The 21,847-nt window shown below is 59.4% G+C and carries 23 protein-coding genes; all 23 read left to right on the top strand.

All coding sequences use genetic code 11. The annotated features are described in order from the left end of the window. Nucleotides 1-26 precede the first annotated feature (26 nt). The 23 genes from LRR79_RS17110 (at nt 27) to LRR79_RS17000 (ending at nt 21,451) form a co-directional block, all read left to right on the top strand. Complete coding sequence (locus LRR79_RS17110) at nt 27-716, top strand: energy transducer TonB (RefSeq protein WP_231758362.1); 690 nt, start codon at nt 27-29, stop codon at nt 714-716. A 38-nt stretch (nt 717-754) separates the two neighbouring features. After that, complete coding sequence (locus LRR79_RS17105; protein ID WP_231758361.1) at nt 755-1,444, top strand: MotA/TolQ/ExbB proton channel family protein; 690 nt, start codon at nt 755-757, stop codon at nt 1,442-1,444. Then, nucleotides 1,441-1,878, top strand: a complete 438-nt coding sequence (locus LRR79_RS17100) for an ExbD/TolR family protein (protein WP_231758360.1) — start codon at nt 1,441-1,443, stop codon at nt 1,876-1,878. Before LRR79_RS17105 ends, LRR79_RS17100 begins: the two co-directional genes overlap by 4 nt. Before the next feature lie 49 nt (nt 1,879-1,927). Next, nucleotides 1,928-2,794 carry a heme/hemin ABC transporter substrate-binding protein gene (locus LRR79_RS17095; RefSeq protein ID WP_231758359.1) on the top strand — a complete coding sequence of 289 codons (867 nt, stop codon included), beginning with the start codon at nt 1,928-1,930 and terminating at the stop codon, nt 2,792-2,794. A gap of 163 nt (nt 2,795-2,957) precedes the next feature. After that, entirely contained in the window at nt 2,958-4,013 is a 1,056-nt protein-coding gene (locus LRR79_RS17090; RefSeq protein WP_231758358.1) for a FecCD family ABC transporter permease, read from the top strand. A gap of 18 nt (nt 4,014-4,031) precedes the next feature. After that, on the top strand, nt 4,032-4,814 hold the full coding sequence (locus tag LRR79_RS17085) for a heme ABC transporter ATP-binding protein (RefSeq protein WP_231758357.1): 783 nt from the start codon (nt 4,032-4,034) through the stop codon (nt 4,812-4,814). Between the two features lie 256 nt (nt 4,815-5,070). Further along, complete coding sequence (gene glyA / locus LRR79_RS17080; protein ID WP_043319271.1) at nt 5,071-6,336, top strand: serine hydroxymethyltransferase; 1,266 nt, start codon at nt 5,071-5,073, stop codon at nt 6,334-6,336. Nucleotides 6,337-6,461: 125 nt separating this feature from the next. After that, complete coding sequence (locus LRR79_RS17075) at nt 6,462-6,920, top strand: Fur family transcriptional regulator (RefSeq protein ID WP_231758356.1); 459 nt, start codon at nt 6,462-6,464, stop codon at nt 6,918-6,920. Between the two features lie 97 nt (nt 6,921-7,017). After that, complete coding sequence (gene nrdR, locus LRR79_RS17070; RefSeq protein ID WP_043319270.1) at nt 7,018-7,485, top strand: transcriptional regulator NrdR; 468 nt, start codon at nt 7,018-7,020, stop codon at nt 7,483-7,485. Between the two features lie 20 nt (nt 7,486-7,505). Next, the gene (ribD, locus tag LRR79_RS17065; protein ID WP_231760054.1) at nt 7,506-8,615 is read left to right on the top strand and encodes a bifunctional diaminohydroxyphosphoribosylaminopyrimidine deaminase/5-amino-6-(5-phosphoribosylamino)uracil reductase RibD; all 1,110 of its coding nucleotides are present in this window, start codon (nt 7,506-7,508) and stop codon (nt 8,613-8,615) included. 12 nt (nt 8,616-8,627) lie between these two features. After that, the gene (locus tag LRR79_RS17060; RefSeq protein ID WP_231758355.1) at nt 8,628-9,290 is read left to right on the top strand and encodes a riboflavin synthase; all 663 of its coding nucleotides are present in this window, start codon (nt 8,628-8,630) and stop codon (nt 9,288-9,290) included. 237 nt (nt 9,291-9,527) lie between these two features. After that, the gene (ribBA, locus tag LRR79_RS17055) at nt 9,528-10,643 is read left to right on the top strand and encodes a bifunctional 3,4-dihydroxy-2-butanone-4-phosphate synthase/GTP cyclohydrolase II (RefSeq protein WP_231758354.1); all 1,116 of its coding nucleotides are present in this window, start codon (nt 9,528-9,530) and stop codon (nt 10,641-10,643) included. 223 nt (nt 10,644-10,866) lie between these two features. Continuing rightward, nucleotides 10,867-11,337 (top strand): 6,7-dimethyl-8-ribityllumazine synthase, encoded by a 471-nt coding sequence (gene ribH / locus LRR79_RS17050; RefSeq protein ID WP_043319264.1) that lies wholly within the window; start codon nt 10,867-10,869, stop codon nt 11,335-11,337. 16 nt (nt 11,338-11,353) lie between these two features. Then, on the top strand, nt 11,354-11,794 hold the full coding sequence (gene nusB, locus LRR79_RS17045) for a transcription antitermination factor NusB (RefSeq protein WP_043319262.1): 441 nt from the start codon (nt 11,354-11,356) through the stop codon (nt 11,792-11,794). Between the two features lie 6 nt (nt 11,795-11,800). After that, complete coding sequence (gene thiL, locus LRR79_RS17040; protein WP_231758353.1) at nt 11,801-12,766, top strand: thiamine-phosphate kinase; 966 nt, start codon at nt 11,801-11,803, stop codon at nt 12,764-12,766. Between the two features lie 20 nt (nt 12,767-12,786). Continuing rightward, on the top strand, nt 12,787-13,293 hold the full coding sequence (locus LRR79_RS17035; protein WP_231758352.1) for a phosphatidylglycerophosphatase A family protein: 507 nt from the start codon (nt 12,787-12,789) through the stop codon (nt 13,291-13,293). A 12-nt stretch (nt 13,294-13,305) separates the two neighbouring features. After that, complete coding sequence (locus tag LRR79_RS17030) at nt 13,306-13,947, top strand: retropepsin-like aspartic protease family protein (RefSeq protein WP_231758351.1); 642 nt, start codon at nt 13,306-13,308, stop codon at nt 13,945-13,947. A gap of 31 nt (nt 13,948-13,978) precedes the next feature. Continuing rightward, nucleotides 13,979-14,590, top strand: a complete 612-nt coding sequence (ribA, locus tag LRR79_RS17025; RefSeq protein WP_231758350.1) for a GTP cyclohydrolase II — start codon at nt 13,979-13,981, stop codon at nt 14,588-14,590. 706 nt (nt 14,591-15,296) lie between these two features. Then, nucleotides 15,297-16,427 carry a ribosome small subunit-dependent GTPase A gene (gene rsgA, locus LRR79_RS17020; RefSeq protein ID WP_231758349.1) on the top strand — a complete coding sequence of 377 codons (1,131 nt, stop codon included), beginning with the start codon at nt 15,297-15,299 and terminating at the stop codon, nt 16,425-16,427. 128 nt (nt 16,428-16,555) lie between these two features. Then, nucleotides 16,556-17,251: a response regulator transcription factor gene (locus LRR79_RS17015; protein ID WP_231758348.1), complete on the top strand. Its 696-nt coding sequence runs from the start codon at nt 16,556-16,558 to the stop codon at nt 17,249-17,251. Continuing rightward, the gene (locus tag LRR79_RS17010; protein WP_231758347.1) at nt 17,248-18,621 is read left to right on the top strand and encodes a sensor histidine kinase; all 1,374 of its coding nucleotides are present in this window, start codon (nt 17,248-17,250) and stop codon (nt 18,619-18,621) included. Before LRR79_RS17015 ends, LRR79_RS17010 begins: the two co-directional genes overlap by 4 nt. Nucleotides 18,622-18,768: 147 nt before the next feature. Continuing rightward, nucleotides 18,769-20,784, top strand: a complete 2,016-nt coding sequence (locus LRR79_RS17005) for a TonB-dependent receptor (RefSeq protein WP_231758346.1) — start codon at nt 18,769-18,771, stop codon at nt 20,782-20,784. Between the two features lie 97 nt (nt 20,785-20,881). Next, the gene (locus LRR79_RS17000; RefSeq protein ID WP_231758345.1) at nt 20,882-21,451 is read left to right on the top strand and encodes a hypothetical protein; all 570 of its coding nucleotides are present in this window, start codon (nt 20,882-20,884) and stop codon (nt 21,449-21,451) included. Nucleotides 21,452-21,847 lie beyond the last annotated feature (396 nt).

The raw sequence follows: 21,847 nt of genomic DNA, 5'->3' as shown, positions 1-21,847 counted from the left end.
GTGAAAAAGAATGGGGAGGTATCACCGTGACATGGCGCATGGTCACCATGGTGGTTCTGTCATTGGCACTGCACGGGTGGTTGCTGTGGGCGGCGCCGGTGCGGGAAGTGCCGCCGCCTTCCGGGGTTATGGCGCTGAAGCTTGGGCAGGTAAAACTTGCGTCCGCGGCAGCGCCGGAGAAGGCCGCGGCACTGCCGGAGAAAACCGTCGAGCAACCTCTGCCGGAAACGCCGGAGCCCCCCAAACCAGCGGTGAAGCCGCGTAAACAGAAACCGGTTGAAAAAAGTCCGGTAGCGAAACAGTCAGAAACGAAAAAATCAAAAACGAAAAAATCAGAGTTGGTTGAGCCGCCCACGCCCCCGTCGGTTGAGCAGACCGATTCCGGTATGGCTCAGCCATCCAGTGCGCCGGCAATGCAGCAGAGCGTGAGCGAAGAGCCGGTACTGGTAGAGCGCCCGGCGTTTGCCCGTCCTCCCAGCGCACCGGTCTATCCGGAGCTGGCGCGGCAGCGCCGCCAGCAGGGCACGGTGGTGGTGGAAGTACTGCTGGATTACACCGGCACACAGGTTGTACGCCGACTGCTGCGGTCTTCCGGCGTCGACAGTTTGGATGAGGCGGCACTGAAGGCGGTGGAAGGCTGGCAGTTTCTGCCCTACCGGGAAAACGGCCGCGCGCGATTGTCCCGGGTGCAATTGCCCATTCGATTTACGTTGTAGGGTTTGCCGACAGAAGCTGAAGGAGAACAGAGAGCAATATGTTCGCGCATCAAACCTGGTCTGAATTGTTTACCCAGCTCGGCCCCATGGGCTGGCCGCTGCTGGTGGTGTCCGCCATCGCGCTGGCCCTGCTGGGCGAGCGCCTGTGGTTTTTACTGACCACCGGCCACCGGGGGATCAGCGGCTCATTCAAGCGCCTGCAATGCACCAGTGATTTGGAGCTGGACCCGCTAAGATCGCGGTGTGAACAGGAGCGCGCTCTGGCGAGCCGTGCCATCGCGCTGTTGTTGCAGCATCGCGCGGCCGACAAACCCCAGCGGGAAGAAATTGCTGCCGTGTGGCTGCAGGACCAACGTCGACAGTTGCACAGCGGTCTGCGCCTGTTGATGGTGATCGGCGTGATCAGCCCATTGATGGGGTTGCTGGGAACGGTACTGGGCCTGATCGGTATGTTTGCGGACCTTTCCGGCAGCAGTGAACCGGTCACCCCGGCGCTGCTGGCGGACGGGCTGGGCATGGCGCTCAGTACCACCGCAGCCGGCCTGATTGTCGCGCTTCCCGCCATTGCCGGCGCGCACCTGCTGGCGATCTGGAGTGACCGCGTGGTGGCGGATCTTGAGCACCTGTTTAATCGCGGCAACCTGTGGCTGGAAGGGCTGGACCCCTGCTGCAAAACACCGGATGCCTGCGAGCCAGTAGCGGTCAACCGTGCGGTGCCGGCACAGTGATCAGGGCCAGCCCGCCGAACAATCGGGTGTTTTCCCTTGCCGGTCTGGCGCCGGATCTGACCCCGTTACTGGATATTATTTTTATTGTGCTGGTATTCCTGTTGCTCACCGCCAACCTGCGGTTGACCGCACTGCCCATGGAATTGCCCGCCAGCGAGCACGCAACTGGGGTTATGGCTGCGGAACCGATAACGGTTTCTCTGTCCAATCGCCCGCCGGATCTGTGGGGAATCGGCGATCGTGGCTACAGTAATCAGAAGGCGTTCGAGCGGGCACTGATCAGCGCCCTGAACCTGGAGCCGGAGCGGCCGGTAGCCCTCGCCTCGGACCGCAATGTGCCGGTGCAAAGAATGCTGGATGTATTCGCACTGCTGCAGAAGCAGGGAGTGGAAGTCGCAGAGATTGCGATGCAGCCTCAGGCAACAGCCCCCTGATCGCCGTTTATTCCCGACTGGAACACTGGTTTACATCGACTGGATTCGAATGATGATTTGTTCAAAAGCGCTCCCTCTAAAGCACTCCCTCCGCCTTTTTCTAGCTGCCGCTGTTTTTCTTTTCGCCGGTACGGCAACCGCGGCGCCGGAGCGGGTAATCAGCACCGGTCATTCCATTACCGAACTGGTGCTGGCCCTGGGCGCGGGCGACAGCCTGATTGCCGTAGACTCGTCGACCCGTCTGCCGGCGGATTTCAAAAAAGTGCCGGTGATCGGTTACTACCGACAGCTGCCGGTGGAGGGAATGCTGTCGCAGAACCCGCAGCTATTGATTGGCGGTGAACAGATGGGCCCGGCCAATACCCTGACCCTGTTGGAAAACGCAGGCGTAAAAATTGTGAAACTGCCGGAAGCGGAGAACGGTGAGCAGCTGATTGCCAATATCGATCGGCTGTCTAAAGTGTTGGAAAAGCCGGCTGCTGAGTTGACCAAACATGTAGTGGCGCAGTTGCGTGAATTGAAACGTGCCCGTACCTCTCTATCGGAAGCACCGCGTATTTTATTTGTCCGCGCCCAGGAAGGCCGCGGCCTCAAAGCCGCCGGCACCGGCACCAGCCCGGACAGCCTGATCCGTATGGCGGGCGGTGTTAATGCGGTGGAATTTTCCGGTTACAAGCAACTGTCTGACGAAGCGCTGATTGAGTTGCGCCCGGACTGGATTCTGTTTTCCAGCGATCAGGATGCACAGTTGCAAGGAGGCGCGGCATTGTTGGAATGGCAGCCGCTGTTAAAACTGACCCCGGCTGGCAAAAACGGCGCTTTCTGCTCCGTGGATGGTTTTGCGCTGCTTGGCGGTATGGGGCTTGCCAGCCTGAAGGAAGCAAAAAAATTGAACGAAAAGTTTTCCGGGAACTGATCCCGCTAGGTGGCGGTGGCGCTACCGGGTGCAACTTTGTGAGACACGCCGTGAACCCATCCATGGGGGCTCTTCTAAAACGTCCCTGTTTTAGAAGGTCTCACAAAGTTGCACCCGGTATCGCCACCTTCGCCCGAAACTAATTTACACGGAGTCCCCACCTTTGGAATTTCGCCTGAGTGACAAAAGCCTGCTGCCAGCGCTGATCGCGCTGTTGCTGTTGGGGAGTTGTATTTCCCTTGCGGTGGGCGCCATGACCATCGGCTGGCGGGACGTGCTCGCCGGGCTGATGCAATGGAGCTGGCCCGGTATGTTGGATCAGGAAGTACCGGAACAGTACGCGCTGGTGCTGGGTGAAATCCGTCTACCGCGTCTACTGCTCGGTTTGATTGTCGGCGGCACTCTCGGCGTGTGCGGTGCGGTGATGCAGGGCATGTTCCGCAACCCCCTGGCCGAACCGGGCATTATCGGCATTTCCTCCGGCGCCGCCGTCGGTGCGGGTATTGTGCTGGTTTTTGGTGGGGTATTGAGTATCTGGCTTGGCGCTTTTTATCAAGAGCTGCAATGGCTGTTGTTGCCCGCATTCGCCAGTACCGGTGCCATCTTTGCCACCTGGCTGGTGTATATCCTCGGCGACCGCGGCCGTTCCGTCGTGATGATGCTGCTCGCCGGTATCGCGATTTCCGCGCTGGCCGGCGCTGCCCTGGGCATGTTTGCCTACGTGGCGACCGATACCGCATTGCGGGATATGACCATGTGGCAGCTGGGCTCCCTGTCTGGTGCCACCTGGACCGGTGTGCTGGTAACCGGATGTATTTTTGCCATCAGTGCCGGCCTGTTGTGGGCGCGGGCGAATGATCTGAATGCCCTGCTGCTGGGAGAGTCCGAAGCGCGGCATCTTGGTGTGGATGTGATCGGCCTCAAGCGGCAGATTATCGTGCTGAACGGTATTGCCGTGGGTGCGGCGGTTTCAGTTTCGGGCATTATCGGGTTTGTGGGTTTGGTGGTGCCGCATATCGTGCGCCTGCTGCGCGGACCGGATCACCGCTACCTGATTCCCTACAGTGCACTGCTCGGTGGTCTGTTGCTGACCGTGGCGGACACCATCGCGCGCAGTGTGTTCGCGCCGGCGGAAATGCCCGTGGGGATTCTCACCGCACTACTGGGGGCCCCCTTCTTTCTGTTCCTGCTGTGGCAGCAGCGGCAGCAGATTTTTTAACGGGAGGGTGCCACTGGTATGTTGTTGGAAATTTCCGATCTGTCGATTCAGTATCCGCGTGCGTCTTCACCTCTGCTGGAGCACATCTCTCTGGGTTTTGCCTGTGGAGAGGTCACCGCACTGCTCGGTCCCAATGGCTGTGGCAAAACGTCACTGCTGCGCGCCATCAGTGGCGAGCTGGATTATTCCGGCCGCATCCAACTGTTTGGCCGCCCACAGGCGGACTGGTATCGCAGCCAGCAGGATCACCGCGCCCTGGCGCGCCGCTACGCCCTGCTGACCCAGCATTCCAACCTGAGTTTTGCCTTCACCAGTCGCGAAGTGGTGCAGCTGGGCCTTGGCCCCGGCAGCCTGTCGCGATCGGAGCAGGGCGAACGGGTTGACCAGTTTATGCAGCGCGCGGATGTATGGCGCCTGCGCGACCGGCTTTTCCCCAGCCTGTCCGGCGGCGAGAAGCAGCGGGTGCAGCTGGCGCGGGTTCTGTCCCAGTTGAGCCTCGCCGACCCCGGGGATGAAAAAATCCTGCTGCTGGATGAACCCACCTCCGCCCTCGACCTCAAACACCAGCATGAAGTGCTGGCCCTGGCGGGTGAGGTGGCCGGTGAAAATACCGCGGTGGTCGCCGTCCTCCACGACCTCAACCTTGCCGCCCGCTACGCCGATCGCATGGTGATGCTGGCCAATGGACGGATTCAGGCGGACGGCACCCCCGCCGAATTGCTGCAGCCGGATCTGGTCGAGCAGGTGTACGGCTACCGCGGCCAGCTGGTGGATATGGTGGGCTACCGCGCGCTGTTGTGAGCTTTGCGAGGAGTCTATCTGGTTGATTTTTGCGTCAACTGGTACGCCTGCGTTGGAGGATTCTGTCGGTTTCGCCAGCTTGAGCAGAGTGGGGCGTTGAATTGAATTTGTTTCAGGTGTTCCCTTTGCACCGTCGCCACCCCCTTGGTGTACAATGCGCCGCTTTCTGGGGGCGGGCCGGTCACTAACAGGTCGGGATTTGCCCTTGTCGAGATTATGCTTGCGCGATTCGCGCCTTATCATCCGAGGGAATACCATGTTTGATAAATCCGTCACCCTTTCTTCCTACGATCCCGATGTGTGGTCCGCCATTCAGGACGAAGATCGCCGCCAGGAAGAGCACATCGAGCTGATCGCCTCGGAGAACTACACCAGCCCGCAGGTGATGGAAGCCCAGGGCACCAGCCTCACCAACAAATACGCCGAAGGCTACCCGGGCAAGCGCTACTACGGCGGCTGTGAGTACGTCGACAAGGTAGAAGCGCTGGCTATCGAGCGGGCCAAGGAGCTGTTCGGTGCCGACTACGCCAACGTTCAGCCGCACTCTGGCTCCCAGGCCAACGCCGCGGTTTACCAGGCGCTGTGCGCTCCCGGCGACACCGTTCTGGGTATGAGCCTGGCCCACGGCGGCCACCTGACTCACGGTGCCAAGGTCAACTTCTCCGGCAAGATCTACAACGCAGTGCAGTACGGCCTGAATCCGGAAACTGGCGAAGTGGACTACGAAGAAGTCGAGCGCCTGGCCCTGGAGCACAAGCCAAAAATGATCGTGGCCGGCTTCTCCGCTTACAGCCGCATCATGGACTGGGCCAAGTTCCGCACCATCGCCGACAAGGTTGGCGCCTACCTGATGGTCGATATGGCCCACGTCGCCGGTCTGGTTGCCGCGGGCGAATACCCGTCTCCGGTCCCTCACGCGGACGTGGTGACCTCCACCACCCACAAAACCCTGCGCGGTCCTCGCGGCGGTATCATCATTGCCAAGGCCAATGAAGAGATCGAGAAGAAGCTGAACAGCGCGGTATTCCCGGGCGGCCAGGGCGGCCCGCTGATGCACGTGATCGCGGCAAAAGCGGTTTCGTTCAAGGAAGCCATGAGCCCCGAGTACAAGGCCTACCAGAAGAAAGTGGTAGAGAACGCCCGCGCCATGGCCGAGACCTTCCTCGATCGCGGTATCAACATCGTTTCCGGTGGCACCGACGACCACCTGATGCTGGTGGACCTGATCGGCAAGGAATACACCGGTAAGGACGCGGACGAAGCTCTGGGCAACGCCAACATCACCGTGAACAAGAACGCTGTCCCCAACGACCCGCGCTCTCCGTTCATCACCAGCGGCCTGCGTGTGGGCACCCCGGCCATCACCACCCGCGGTTTCGGTGTGGAAGAGACCAAGCAGCTCACCCACTGGATCTGCGACGTGCTGGACGCGCTGGAGAAAGGCAGCCCCGAGGCGACCATTGCCGAAGTGAAGGCCAAGGTACTGGAGATCTGCGCGAAGTTCCCTGTCTATCAAGGGTAAGTTCTCCCAGCGAATCTTCGGCTCTGAGCCCAGGCGGCCCCATATGGGGCCGTTTTTGGTTGTGGGTGGCAGACCCCGGGGCGCGAAATGTTAGAATCCCGCTCAAAGCAGATGAGAGCATGTCCATGAACAAAAGACAGGTAGAGCAGATACTGAACCGGGCCGACGAGCGTTGTCGGGCCAAGGGCGTGCGCTTTACCGAGAAGCGGCAGAACATCCTGCGGGCGCTGCTGAAGTCGCCGGTACCGCTTTCCGCTTACGAGATTGCCGATGTCTATCGGGAAGCGACTGGCGAGACAATTCAGGCCATGTCGGTGTATCGCATGCTCGACTTTCTGGTGGAAAACAGCCTGGTACACAAGCTGGCTTCCGCCAACAAGTTTGTGGCCTGCTCCCATATCGCCTGCGATCACGATCATGAAACCCCCCAGTTTCTGATCTGCGAGCGCTGCGGTGCGGTCAAAGAGGTGGGTATCAAGGGGGATGTTATCCAGTCTCTGCAGAAGGGTGCCGCCAATGCGGGCTGGCAACTGTTGAGCCCGGCGTTGGAGTTGCCCTGTCTTTGCGATCGGTGCGCCGCCTGAGCCTGTCCGTCCCGCCCACATTGCAATTACCCCGGCGCGCAAGGCGTGGACACTTCTGTGGTAAACTCCGCGCATTTTCCGAACGGGCCCAATCCCCATGCACTGTCCCTTCTGCAGCGCAGACGAAACCAAAGTCGTAGATTCCCGCCTGGTAGCCGATGGCGACCAGGTGCGCCGCCGTCGTGAGTGTCTGCAGTGCCACGAGCGTTTCACCACCTTTGAAACCGCCGAGCTGGTGCTGCCGCGGGTCGTCAAGCAGAACGGCCAGCGCGAACCCTTCAACGAAGACAAGCTGCGCGCGGGTATCCAGCGCGCGGTGGAGAAGCGCCCGGTCAGCACCGAGCGGGTCGAGGCCGCCGTGGCCCAGATCAAACACGCCTTGCAGGCTACCGGCGAGCGCGAGCTTCCCGCCATGCATATCGGTGAGCTGGTGATGGAACAGCTGCGCGAGCTGGATCAGGTGGCGTTTGTGCGCTTTGCCTCGGTCTACCGCCGGTTTGAAGATGTCAGTGATTTCAGTGATGAGATCGAGCGTCTGAATACGCCCAAGGGAGCGGATCAGTGAGTATTACCCCCCGTGAATTGATGGCCCGCGCGGTCCAGTTGGCCGAGCGCGGTACCTACACCACCATGCCTAACCCACGGGTGGGCTGTGTGATTGCCGATGCCGAGGGCAATATCGTCGGCGAGGGCTGGCACAAGCGCGCCGGCGAACCCCACGCGGAAATCGATGCGCTGAACGACGCCGGTGAGAAGGCGAAAGGCAATATCGCCTATGTCACCCTGGAACCCTGCAGTCACACCGGCAAAACCGGCCCCTGCGCCGATGCCCTGATCGCCGCCGGTGTCGCCAGGGTGGTATTCGGTATGGAAGACCCGAACCCCAGCGTGAGCGGGAATGGGTTACAGAAACTGCGCGATGCGGGCATTGAAGTGGAAGGCCCGTTGCTGGAAGAATCCTGCCGGGCACTGAATCCGGGCTTTATCAAGCGCATGACCCTGGGCCTGCCCCTGGTGCGGACCAAATCCGCCATGAGTATCGATGGCCGTACTGCCATGGCCAGCGGGGAATCCAAGTGGGTCACCGGCCCCGCCGCCCGCGCTGATGTGCAGAACCTGCGCGCGCGCAGCTGCGCCATCGTCACCGGGGTGGACTCGGTGCGCCACGACAACCCGAACATGAACGTGCGCCCGGAAGAAATGGCGCTGCCGGAGGCGGAAGCCGCCGCTGCGGCGGAGAAACAGCCCCTGCGGGTGATCGTCGATAGCAAACTGCGCACCCCGGCCAAGGCCTTTATTTTGCAGGGGGACGCCCCCACATTGGTGGTCACCACCGAAGCGGCAGATAGCGAACGCCGTGCACGACTGGAAAAGACCGGCGCCGAAGTGCTGGTACTGCCTGCGGACAAAGACGGCCGCGTGCATCTGGGCGAACTGCTGAAAGAGCTCGCCCGCCGCGAGTGCAACGAAGTGCTGGTGGAGAGCGGCGCGACCCTGTCCGGCGCCTTTATGTACCAGGGCCATGTGGATGAGATCATCGTTTACGTGGCGCCCAAGATTCTCGGCTCCAGCGCCAGACCGCTGTTCGAGCTGCCGATTGAGCGCATGGGATCCATGCTGCCCATCACCATTACCGATATGCGCGCAGTCGGCCACGACTGGCGTATCACAGCCACTACAGATATTGAGCGTTAAAAGCCATCCATTATGTTTACCGGAATCGTTGAAGCAGTCGGCGAAATCACCGCCCTGCAACCCAAAGGCGGCGACCTGCGCCTGCGGGTAAAAACCGGCAAGCTGGACCTGTCCGACGTCAAACTCGGCGACAGCATCGCCACCAACGGCGTCTGCCTCACCGTGGTGGACCTGCCCGGTGACGGCTACTGGGCCGACGTCTCTGCCGAGACCCTGGCGGTGGCGACCTTGAAGGACTGGAAATTGGGCGACAGGGTCAACCTGGAAAAAGCCCTGACCCCACAGACCCGCCTCGGCGGCCATATGGTCAGTGGTCACGTGGATGGCATCGGCGAAGTGGTATGGCGCAAACAGACCGCCCGCGCCGAACAGTTCCGCCTGCGTGCCCCGGCCGAGCTGGCCAAGTACATTGCCCACAAGGGCTCCATCACCGTCGACGGCACCAGCCTCACGGTGAATGCGGTGGACGGCGCCGAATTCGAGCTCACCATCGTGCCCCACACCATCGCCGAAACAGTGATCGGTGGTTACCAGGCGGGCACCAGAGTGAACCTGGAAGTAGACCTGATCGCGCGCTACCTGGAGCGGCTACTCTTGGGAGATGCCGCCGCCGAGCCCCGGAGCGAAGGGCTGACCATGGAATTTCTGGCGCAGCACGGGTTTTATAAGGCCTGATCAAGGCGATGTAGTTGGAATTGAAGCGGATGATGCCGGGTAAAGCTTTGCGAGACCTTCTGCGAGAGGGACCTCGCAGAAGAGCCCCCATGGATGGGTTATCGGGGGGGCGCCTAGCTCGTGTCTCGCAAAGCTTTACCCGGTAGCAGCCGCGCCACGGGCTTACGACGAATTCACGGTACGGTTTGCGAAATTTGAGATTTGCTTTTTACGCAGATCGAAAGAACTAGAGGTTTTATGGAACTGAATAGCGTTGAAGAACTGATCGACGATATCCGTCAGGGCAAAATGGTCATCCTGATGGACGACGAAGATCGCGAGAACGAAGGTGACCTCGTCATCGCCGCCGAACAGGTGCGCCCGGAAGACATCAACTTCATGGCCACCCACGCCCGCGGCCTGATCTGCCTGACCCTGACCGGCGACCGCTGCGAACAACTCGACCTGCCGCTCATGTCCCGCGACAACGGCGCCCAGTTCAGCACCAACTTCACCGTCTCCATCGAAGCCGCCGAAGGCGTCACCACCGGCATCTCCGCCGCCGACCGCGCCCGCACGATTCGCGCGGCCGTCGCCCGCAATGCCAAGCCCTCTGACATTGTCCAGCCCGGCCATATCTTCCCGATCAAAGCCCAGCCCGGTGGCGTACTGAGCCGCGCCGGCCACACCGAAGCCGGTTGCGACCTCGCGCGCCTCGCCGGTTTCGAACCCGCCGCCGCCATCGTCGAAATCATGAACGAAGACGGCACCATGGCCCGCCGCCCGGACCTGGAAAAATTCGCCCAGCAGCACAACCTCAAGATCGGCACCATCGCCGACCTCATCAACTACCGTGCCCTGAACGAAAAAACCGTCGAGTGCGTCAACCAGCGCAACGTGCACACCGAATTCGGCGAATTCAGACTGCGCACCTACCTCGACAAAGCCCGTCGCGAACGCCACTTCGCGTTCAGCCTCGGCGACTTCCAACCGGAAGAACCCACCCTGGTACGCGTCCACGTCGCCAGCACCCTGCGCGACGTATTCTCCCTGCGCCGCGGCGATGAAAAATACGAACCCTGGACCTTCCGCAACGCCCTGAAAAAAGTCGCGGAAGAGGGCAGCGGTGTCGTCGTGGTGATCTGCCACAACGAAACCACCGAGGAAATCGAGGAAAGCATCGACTGGCTGATCAGCGGCAAGCAACAGCGCCCGAGCCAGGATCTGGTGTACAAACAGGTGGGCACCGGCTCGCAGATTCTGCGCGATCTGAAAGTGCGCAAAATGCGCTTGATGAGCGCGCCGTTTAGATTCAGTGCCATTTCCGGATTTGATCTGGAAGTGGAAGAGTATCTGAACGCGGAAGAAATCTAAGACAAATTACACTGATGGGTAATACCACCAATGTACAACTTGAAGGTGGAGTGCCGGGTATCAGTTTTCAGGAGCGTCGCAAACAGGATGTTTGCGCCGCAGCGCCCAGGGATGGGTTCACAGCGGTCCTGAAAACTGATACCCGGTGCTCCACCGCCACTGCACCAGGACCCGAAGCAATAAAAGGGACCGGCAGGGAACTAGCAGAAAACGGAAAAAAGAAATGAGCAATATCAAAGTAATCGAAGGTGATTTCGTAGGCAGTACCGGTAAATACGCGCTGCTGGTGAGCCGCTGGAACAGCTTTGTAGTGGAAAGCCTGAAAGACGGCGCGCTGGACACCCTGCGTCGCAAAGGCATCAAAGAAGAAGACATCACCATCTACTACGCCCCGGGCGCCTTCGAATTCCCGCTCGCCGCGCAGAAAATTGCCGAAACCAAAAAGTTCGACGCCGTAATCGCACTGGGCGCCGTCATCCGCGGCGGCACCCCGCACTTCGAATACGTCGCCGGCGAATGCACCAAAGGCCTCGCCCAGGTCTCCATGAACACCGGCATCCCTGTGACCTTCGGCGTCCTCACCGTAGACTCCATCGAACAGGCCATCGAACGCTCCGGCACCAAAGCCGGGAACAAAGGCTGCGAAGCCGCCGAGACCGCCCTCGAAATGGTCTCCCTGATCAGCAAAATCTGATTGAGAAATCACTGAAATGACCGTAACCGCATCCGCCCGCCGCAAGGCCCGTCACTACGCCATGCAGGCCCTGTACCAGTGGCAAATGGCAGGCTCCAGCCTGAACACTATTGAAGCCGAGTTTCATGCCGACAACGACATGAGCAAAACCGACGTCGCCTACTTTCGCGAGCTCTTCCACGGCGTAGCGAAAAACCTCGACGAAGTGGAGGGTGCCTACAGCCAGTACCTGGATCGCGACGTCGAAGAGCTGGACCCGGTATCCCGTGCCCTGCTGCGCATGTCCACCTATGAAATGAAAAACCGCGTCGACGTACCCTACAAAGTCGTCATCAACGAAGCCGTTGCCCTGGCGAAAAAATTCGGTCCCACCGACGCGTTTAAATTTATCAACGGCATCCTCGACAAAGTTGCAGCCAAAGAGCGCAGTGTCGAAGTCAAGGCCGACAAAGGCTGAACCGCCATGCCCGGCCCCGGTGAATTTGAACTGATTCGGGAGTACTTTGGTTCCCGTTTTAACACCGGCGCTCGGCAGGGCAGTGACGCGTATACTGTTGCACTGGGGATTGGCGACGACTGCGCACTGCTGAATCCACCCGCTGGCAAAACCCTCGCCACCAGTGTCGATACCCTGGTGGCGGGCGTGCACTTCCCTGCAGCTGAAGACCCATTCCGGATTGCCTGCCGCGCCCTGCGGGTGAACCTGTCCGATCTCGCCGCCATGAATGCTGAACCCCTGTGGTTCACCCTCGCACTTACCCTGCGCGACAGTGATCCCGAGTGGCTGGAGCCATTCGCCCGCGGACTGGCGCAAACCGCGAATCAGTACGGGATTACGCTGGTGGGGGGCGATACCACCAAAGGCCCACTGTCTATCACCATTCAAGTGACCGGCGCCTGTGAAAAGCCACTGCGCCGGGACGGCGCCGGCGCCGGTGATAGGGTGTTCGTCTCCAATCAGCTAGGTGCAGCTGCGGCGGCGCTGCCGTTGATACTGCGGGAAGTGGATGGCAGCGTGACACAGATGAAGCAGGCCTTTGCCGCCTACCACTTCCCCGAGCCACAGTTTGCCGTGGCCCGGGCGATTGGTCCCTACGCCAGCGCCGCGCTGGATATTTCCGATGGTTTTCTCGGAGATCTCGGGCATATCTGCGAGGCGAGTGGGCTCGGCGCGGATCTGAATCTGGACGACTTTCCTGTTGCAGAGCTGGCGCGCACCATGAAAGGAGCCACCGCACTGGAAACCGCACTGACCGGCGGCGACGACTACCAGCTGTGTTTTACCCTGCCGGAAAAGCATCTCCAGACAGTACAGAAGTTACAGTTGCCGATCACCGCCGTTGGCAGGATGCGCGCAGCCGCAGGAATCCAGTGCACCCTTGACGGCAAGCCATGGCAGCCCGGCGCCACCGGTTACCGGCACTTTTAACGGGCAGAAAAAGCATCATCATGAGCGAGAAAAAGACCCCCCTACCCACGCCCACGTTTGCCGAGTTACTCCGCAGCCCGGTCATGCTGCTGGCATTCGGTTTTGGCTCCGGCCTTGCGAAAAAGGCCCCGGGCACTTTCGGTACTGTGGCTGCAATTCCGTTCTGGTATGGCCTGCAGTTTCTGTCGCCGGTCGCCTATATGGGCGTGCTTGTGGTCACTTTTATTCTCGGTTGCTACCTGTGTGGCGCCGCCTCGAAGAAGCTCGGTGTGCACGACCACGGCGGGATCGTGTGGGATGAATTTGTCGGCTACTGGCTGACCATGTTTATGGCCCCCGCCGGTTGGCTGTGGGCGCTGTACGGCTTTGTGCTGTTCCGCATCTTTGATATTGCCAAGCCACAGCCCATTGGCTGGGTGGACCGCCGGGTACATGGTGGTCTGGGAATTATGCTCGACGATATACTGGCGGGTATCTACGCCGCGCTGGTATTGCAGGGCACGGCTTATCTGATCCACACACTCTGAGGCAGGACGCCGATGAAAATGCGTAATCTGGTGGTATCGATTGCTTTATTAATGACGCCGTTACTGAGCGGTGCACAGGACGTGCGCCTGCAGGCGATTTTTGGCACCAGTGCCATGTTCGAAATTGACGGCAAGCGGCGGTTGCTGAAGTCCGGCAAGACTTCACCGGAAGGCGTCAGACTGGTTTTAGTCACCAGTGAATACGCGCTGGTGTCGATCGACGGGCGCGAGCAGAAGCTCACCCTGGCCGCCCCGGTGGCGGCGAATTACCAGCAGGCAGAGCGGGCAGAAGTGCGCCTGAATGCGGACAGCCGCGGCCATTACAGTACCACCGCCTGGATCAATGGCCGGCGGGTGAATGTGATGGTGGATACCGGCGCGACCAGTATCGCGTTTAACTACCCCACCGCCAAAAGCCTGGGGCTGGATCTTGCCCGCGCGCGGCCGATGACCGTCTCCACCGCCAGTGGCGTGGAAAAGGCCTATCGCCTGAATCTCGCCAGCGTCACCATCGGCGGTATTACCGTGCACAATGTGGATGCGACAGTGTTGGGCAGTGACTTCCCCCGGGTGACCCTGCTGGGCAACAGTTTTTTGAGCCGCGTGGATATGCAGCAACAGGAAGGTCTGTTGCTGCTCCGTGCGCGCAATTGATGACGATTTTGATGGATCGCGAGGTATCAGTTTGACCATTCGTTACGTGGAGTCCTGCAAACTGCCGACTTCCTGGGGCATGTTTGATATGCACGGTTTCGAGGAAGTGAAAACCGGCAAGGAACATGTGGTTCTGAGCATGGGCGACCTGGATACGGACACGCCGGTACTGGCCCGTATTCACTCCGAGTGCCTGACCGGTGACGGACTCTTCTCTCTGCGCTGCGATTGCGGCGCCCAGCTGCAGTATGCGATGCACCGTATCGCCACCGAGGGACGGGGTGTAATTTTCTATCTGCGCCAGGAAGGTCGGGGTATTGGTCTGCTGAATAAGATCCGCGCCTATCACCTTCAGGATGCGGGGGCCGATACCGTGGAGGCGAACGAGCAGCTGGGGTTTGGCGCAGATATGCGCGATTACTCGATCCTCAAACCGATGATCGACCACCTGGGTATCCAGTCCATCCGCCTGATGACCAATAACCCGCGCAAGGTTAAGGCGCTGCAGGATCTGGGTGTGGAAGTCAGCGAGCGCCTGCCCCACCAGTCCGGTCGCAACCCGCACAATGTGAATTATCTCTCCACCAAGAAGGGCAAACTGGGTCACCTGTTCGACGACGAGAACGGCACCGAGAAAGAGTGAGGATGAAATCAGTGACTGCGAGCGGTTTTCGCTGTCACAAACCTTTCATAAAACCTTCACGGGAAGGCAACGGGAAAACGCCAATCTATACGTGAGCAAGATGCAGAGCACGCGCAACGCTCAGGAAGAGCCAATCAGTCACTCAGGGACAGCGTGTTCAGGAATTGTGTCTATACTCAAAGTTATCTGAACGTTGGCGGTCGAGAAAGGTGATGTACCTCCAGCGCTAAGATATAAGGGCCGGCTTTATGCCGGCTTTTGTTTGCGCGCCATATTTCCGTTGTGCCCAGGGTGCTAGTCCTGTGGCAGCACAGCACAGGGCTAAAGGTTTTGAAACCGCTGTGAATACATCCCTGTACGCTCTGTCGCAAACGTCCCTGTTTGCGACAGTTTCAAAACCTTTATCCCTGCACTGTGCTTTAAGTCGCACCCTCGAATATCGATTCGATATGTTGCAGTGGTATCCGATGCCTGCTAAATTGCACGAAATTCCACCAGCGGAGGCTTGTTGATGAGTGTATCCAACCCCCGCCGGGCCAGCCGCGACTAAAGGTCGTAAATAGCCCGGCAAGTTCTCTTTTGTCGGGTTTCCCCCCTAAATGGAAACCCCTCCAAACTGTGCCCAGACTAAAGCTCTGAGGCTTGAATGATTTGCGCCTGCCTGTCATTAAATAGCGTGTGCAGGTGCTCTTGAGGGTTTAGAACATTGAGTAAATCCCTGATTTCACGCCGCCCGGCGTTCCGGCGCGGTGCTCTTTCCAGTGCGGACAATAATCATCAGCCCAGCAATTCTCCGCTGCAGGCGCTCGGCTGGAAGCCGTTTTTCCAGCAGCAGTTGAGCCTGGAGGAGCTGGCGGAGTGCGAGCCGGTAAAGGTGATGGCGGTGCACCGCAGTCAGGTCGAGGTGACCGGCGATGCCGGTGACGAGGCGGTACTGGTAAACGGTCCGCTGTTTGATGATGCCGCCGAGCGGCCCACGGTGGGCGACTGGCTGTTGCTGGCGCGGCAAACCCGCAAGCCGGTGCGCCGGCTGGACCGCAGCAGCCTGTTCAAACGCATGGCGCCCGGTGCCAAGCAGGCGCAGCTGATTGCGGCGAATGTGGATAACGTGCTGATCGTTTCCTCCTGCAATCACGACTTCAACCTGTCCCGGGTGGAACGCTATCTGGCGCTGGTGCGCGAGGCCGGCTGCCGCGCCTGCCTGGTGCTGACCAAGGCGGACCCGGCGGCGAACCATGACCAGTATCATGAGGCGCTCAAGGGGCATCGCGACCTGCCGGTGGTGCTGGTGAATGCGCTGGATACCGCGAGCGTGGAGCCGCTGCGGGAATACTGCCGCAGTGGTGAGACCCTGGCGCTGCTGGGTTCATCCGGTGTGGGCAAGTCCACACTGCTGAACAGTCTTGCCGGCAGCGAGCTGGCGGCGACCAGCGATATCCGCGAAGACGACAGCAAGGGCCGGCACACCACCCGACACCGTGCGCTGTACACCATCCCCAATGGTGGTCTGCTGCTGGACAGCCCGGGCATGCGCGAGCTGGGGCTTGCGGATGTGCGCGAAGGGCTGGCGGCAACCTTCGCGGATATCAGTGCGCTGGCCGAAAAATGCCGTTTTGCCGATTGCGCCCACGAGTCGGAACCGGGCTGTGCGGTGCAGGCGGCGGTGGAGTCTGGCGAGCTGGACGAGCGGCGGCTGCGCAACTGGCGCAAGCTGGAGCGGGAAGTGGCGCGCAACAGCAAGACACTGGCGGAAGCCCGCGCGGATGACCGCGCTCTGGGGCAGTTCTACCGCGCGGTGCAGAGCCATGCGCGAGCCCACAAAAAGCGCACGGACTGAATCTGACCGTCCGCGCATACGGGTAAACCCGGAAGCCGAACACCCCCGGGGTATTTGGCTGCCGGGTTTTTTGCTGGGAGTTTTGATAGGCTGCCCCGTAAACCATCGATTCTTACCCGCCTGACCCCATGAATCCCAATCCCGCCTCCTGCCGTATCCTGATTGCCGAAGACGACACCGAACTCAATCAGCAGATGGTCACCCTGATCCGCGATGCCGGCTACCAAACCGGCAGTTGTCTGGACGGCGAAGCGGTACTAGAGGAAGTGGCGCGCGAGTCCTATCAACTGATTCTGCTGGACCTGATGCTACCCAAGCTGGATGGCCTTTCGGTTTTGCGTTTGCTGCGTAAATCCAGCGAGATCCCGGTTATCGTGGTCACCGCCCGGGGCGCCGAAGAGGAGCGGATCACCGGCCTGCGCCACGGGGCCGATGACTATATTGCCAAGCCGTTCAATCCCGTGGAGCTGTTGCTGCGCGTCGAGGCACTGTTGCGCCGGGCGCAACCGGCCTTGGCGCCGAAGCGGGAATCTCTGGAAATCGATCAGTTGAATCTGCGGCTGTCGGACCTGCAAGCAACGGTAGGGGAGAGGAAGCTGGATCTCACCGCGATCCAGTTCAACCTGCTGTGGGAGCTGGCGACGAATCGTGGAGAGGTATTGAGCAAAGCCTACCTTTCCCGCGAAGTATTGAACCGCCCCCTCGGGGCTTACGACCGCAGTCTGGATATGCACCTGAGCCGGGTGCGACGCAAACTCTCTCAGGCGGGCTGGCGCGGTGAGCGCCTGCAGACGGTGCGTGGAAAAGGATACTGCCTGAAATGAATCGCCGTCTGTTGTGGAAACTGATTCTGCTGATTACCGCCGGCATTGTCGCCATGTTCTACCTCATCAACTACGTCACCCTGCGGGCGGAGGAGGAAATGAGCATGCTCAGCCAGGCGCACCGGGACGAACTGCGCGGTTGGGGGCGGGAGGCGGAAGCGCTGTATCGGTCCGGCGACCGGGCGTCCCTGCAGCGTTGGCTCGATCAGTTGCAGCAGCGCGAAGAGACCATTGCCGAGGTGGTCAGTTATTCCATTGCGCACCTGGCGGGCAGCCGCGGTCTCGAAGAGCGTTACAGCGGCAATAAACTGGGGCGGGATGTAGACTGGAAAATCCACCTGTATTTTCCCGAAAACCCGGTGATGGAAATTCCCTTTGAAAATTCTGAGACCAGTTTCCTGGTTCTGCTTCCTGACCGTATGCGGCCGGGCAGTAACTGGCAGACCACCCGCCTGCTGTTGCAGATTTTTCTGCCCGCCCTGGTGCTCGCCATCCTGTCGGTGCTGCTGTACCGCCATATCATGCAGCCGCTGACCAGCCTGCAGCGGGCCACCCGGGAATTCAGCCGTGGAGACTTCACCGTGCGGGTGCGCCCGCAGCTGGGTGGACGCCGGGACGAGTTCAGCGAACTCGCCACCACCTTCGACCAGATGGCCGCGCGCATTGGCGAGCAATTGGTGAATCAGCGGCAGTTGATTGCGGACTTTTCCCACGAATTGCGCACCCCGCTCACCCGCCTGGAAATCGCCATCGAAAACCTCGGCAAACACTACCCGGCAGATCCGAATGTGCAACGCCTGTACCGGGAGTCCCGGCATTTCCGCAAGCTTACCGAGGATACCCTGACACTCGCCTGGCTCGACAACGAACAGCCGCACCTGCGCGGGGAAACCCTGGACCTGGTGGACCTGATCGATGTGATTGTCGACGATGCCCGGTTTGAATTTCCCGACCGGAAGATTGCCACCCAGCTGCCGGAGTCCGCAGTGCTCGAAAACAGCAGCCATCAGGCCGTGGGGCAGGCACTGGAAAATATCCTGCGCAATGCGCTGCGCTATACCCCCGCTGGCGAAGCGGTAGAGATTGCGCTGGAGAGCTGCCGTGTGCAGAGCGGGGAAGCGGGGTATCAGGTCACTATTGCGGACCGTGGCCCCGGGGTGCCAGAAGCACTGCTGGAAACCATATTTCGCCCCTTCTTTCAGGCGGAGCCTTCCCGCAATACCGGTGAATCGGGCAGTAGTAGTACCGGTGGCGTTGGCCTGGGGCTGGCGCTGGCACGGCGCCAGCTCAGGGCCGTGGGTGGTCAGGTGGCGGCCGCCAACCGACCCGAGGGTGGACTTTCTATGACTATTTTCCTTCCGTCAGTCTAGTTTCCTGTCTGAGGCTGGCGCAATGTAACAAATGCAACAGCGCTGTACTTTAAAAGGGCTAATAGGAATAATTCGCGTTTACTGTTGTAGGTCAACTGCGAATCCAGCGGATTCTCCTGGTCTGATTCACCTGAAAAGGAAAGCCCAATGTCTAACAAGTCTCTACTCAATCACTGCGCGCTATTGCCCCTGCTCGCGACCGGTGCGCTCTCTGCCGCACCCGCGCTGGCGGAGGAAAAAGCACAACAGGACACCCTGGAGACGGTTGTCGTGGTCGGCCAAGCCACGGATAGCGAAATTACGCCGGAGCAGCTGGAAAAGCAGCAGGCCAATGATCTGAGTGATGTATTCCGTCATATTCCCTCCGTGTCCGTGGGCGGCTCGATCGGTATTGCCCAGAAGGTGTATATCCGCGGTATGGAAGACACCCTGCTGAACGTCACTGTGGATGGCGCGCCCCAGACCGGCACCCTGTTCCATCATATCGGCCGTGTTTCCATCGAGCCCGAGTTGCTGGAGCGGGTGGAAGTCCAGTCCGGTGCTGGCGAGGCCACCAGCGGCCCCGGCGCTATTGGTGGTGCCATCCGCTTCAAGACCAAAGATGCCGACGACCTGCTTGCCAGCGGTGAACAGCTGGGCGCGCGGGTAAAAGGGGCCTATTTCAGTAACGATGGCACCAAAGGCAGTGCTTCCGTGTACGGCAAGCTGGGCGAAAACTGGGGGGTGATTGGCTCCTTCGTCCAGGTCGAGCGCGACAACATGCAGGACGGGGACGGCAACGAAATCCGGGGCACCGCTACCGATCAGAACCTCGCGTTCTTCAAAGTCAGTGGCGACATCGCGGAAAACCAGAAGCTGACCGTCAGCTACGAGCAGCGCGAAGAGTCTGGCGAGTTGAGTCAGCGTCCCAACTGGGTTCTGCTGGAAGATGCACCCCTGTACCCCATGGATGCCGAACGCGAGACCCTGGTCGCCAACTACAGCGCCAAACTGAGCGACGCGCTCAACCTGGAAATCACCGCCTACGACACCAATTCCGATATGGCGCAGGATGGCCGCTGGGGCCTGTACGGTGGCAACACCCAGTCCACCGGCTTTGATATCCGTAATACCAGTACGATCGGTCAGCACCAGTTGACCTACGGTGTCGAGCAACGCAATGACGAAGTGAAAGCCGGGCCCCGCGGTGCCACCGTTCAGGAATATATCGACGCGGGCTGGGAAACCGGACTGTCGGAAAAAGGTGAGGTGCTGGGTGTTTACGTTCAGGATCACTGGCAGGTTACCGAGCCGCTGTTGATCAGCCTCGGGGTACGTTATGACGCCTACGATCTGGAGCAGGTGAATTACACCGGTGAAGCAAGCAGTGATGAGGTCAGCCCGAACATCGGCTTCCGCTACGCGTTCAATGAAGCCTGGACCCTGAGTGCCGGCCATGCCCAGGCGGTGCGCGGCAAGGAAATCGGCGATTCCTTCACTCTCGAAGGTGCAGCCATCGCGCCGGACCTGGCCGCGGAAACTGTGGACAACAATGAGCTGGCCCTGGAGTACGCCGGCGCGGCCCTGGCGTTAAAGGCGGCGGTCTACCAGAGCACGATCGACAATGTGATTTACGATCAGCAGGGCGCGGGCGTTTACTACGAAAACATCGGCGAGCTGGAATCCGATGGCTTTGAGCTGAGTGGGGCATACTCCTATGACAGCTGGTATGTCTCCGCCGCCTACAGCCACAACGATTCCGAGTTGAATGGCAATGTGGTCAATGGCTACGAAAACAATGGCCTGGGCAATACCCGCGGTGATACTTTCACTCTTGGTGTGGACTATGCGCTGTCCGACCAACTGGATCTGGGTTGGAGCCTGACCCACGTACAGGATCTGAACGATGTCGTGGTGCTGCATCGCTCCCTGGAGCTTGGCTGGATTGACGAACTGCAGACTATCGACAAGCCGGGCTACCAGGTACACGATGTCTACCTGCGTTGGCAGCCTCTCCAGGATGACAGCCTTGCGGTCAACTTTGCCGTGCAGAACCTGTTTGACGAGCACTATCGCGATCACTCCAGTGTGGGGGATTACAGCCATATTCCGGGTTGGGAAATTGTATCCGGCCTGTATGAAGCCGGCCGCGATGTCCGCCTGTCTGTAGATTATCGTTTCTGATTTTCTCGGAAATCGGACAGAAAGGCGCGGTGTGTATGCACCGCGCCTTTTCTTTATTGAAGTAACTTTGTTATTGGCGTAATCAGAAAACAACAAGATGAAATCCAGAACCCGCTTGCTGTGGATAAAACTCCACACCTATTTTTCCTGTTTCTTCCTCCCTCTGGCGGTGATGTACCTCTCCACCGGTATGCTGCATATGATGGATATCGATGGCGGTGTGCGCAGTGAGGTGCAGTTTGAGGTGCCTGTACCCGCGGGTATTCCCGAGGCGGAAGACGAGGTGCGGGCTCTGTTGCTGCCGTTGATGGCGCAACACGGGCAGGATATGAAACTGCCCGCGGACTACTACTATGAGCCGAAAGAAAGCTATATCGGCTGGTACGGTTACAAGGGGCAGGTCTATTTCGAGCCACTGGAAGATCCCGGCAAGGCCATATTACATGTCAAAAAACACGATCTCTGGCACCAGTTCCTGTTGATTCACAAAGGGCACGCGGGGCCGGTGTTCTGGGTGCTGGGTATTCTGTTTGGCCTCAGCCTGCTATTCAGTCTGGTGAGCGGCCTGGTGATCGCCATAGCGGTACCCATGTTCCGCAAAACCTCCATTGTATTTACGCTGCTGGGTGCTGCGACCCTTGCGATCGGCATAGCGCTGAGTGTGTAGAGTTCTCACTTTTTGATTTTGGCGCGGACAACTCAAACAAAGACGCGCCAAAATTCCATAATCTATCAGACCAATTTCTACCGGCCTTTGCGCAAAAAGTGCGACTCGCATCAAAATATTTTTTGCCTTCCAAGCGCGCTCGAAATTTTTTTCGCGAAAAAATTCTTTTAGTTTCATTTGTCTACAGTGATTGGTTGACCAATAAGTCACTGTTTGGCGCAATTTTAAATATTCATGTTGATTTCGATTTCGCTATTTTGTAGCCGGGTTGCGCCGTGTTCTTGCTGAGAAAAAGTTTTCCTTTATTTTCATTGATTTAGCGATTTTGGTTAACCAGTTGCGGTATTGAATCCTGGCTTCGCACATTCCGTTTCTTCTGATTTTTCTAAAAATTGA

The sequence above is a fragment of the Microbulbifer elongatus genome (assembly GCF_021165935.1).
GTDB lineage: Bacteria > Pseudomonadota > Gammaproteobacteria > Pseudomonadales > Cellvibrionaceae > Microbulbifer > Microbulbifer elongatus.
The sequence above is the reverse complement of the archived record's forward strand: the minus strand, read 5'-3'. Positions and strand labels throughout refer to the sequence as shown.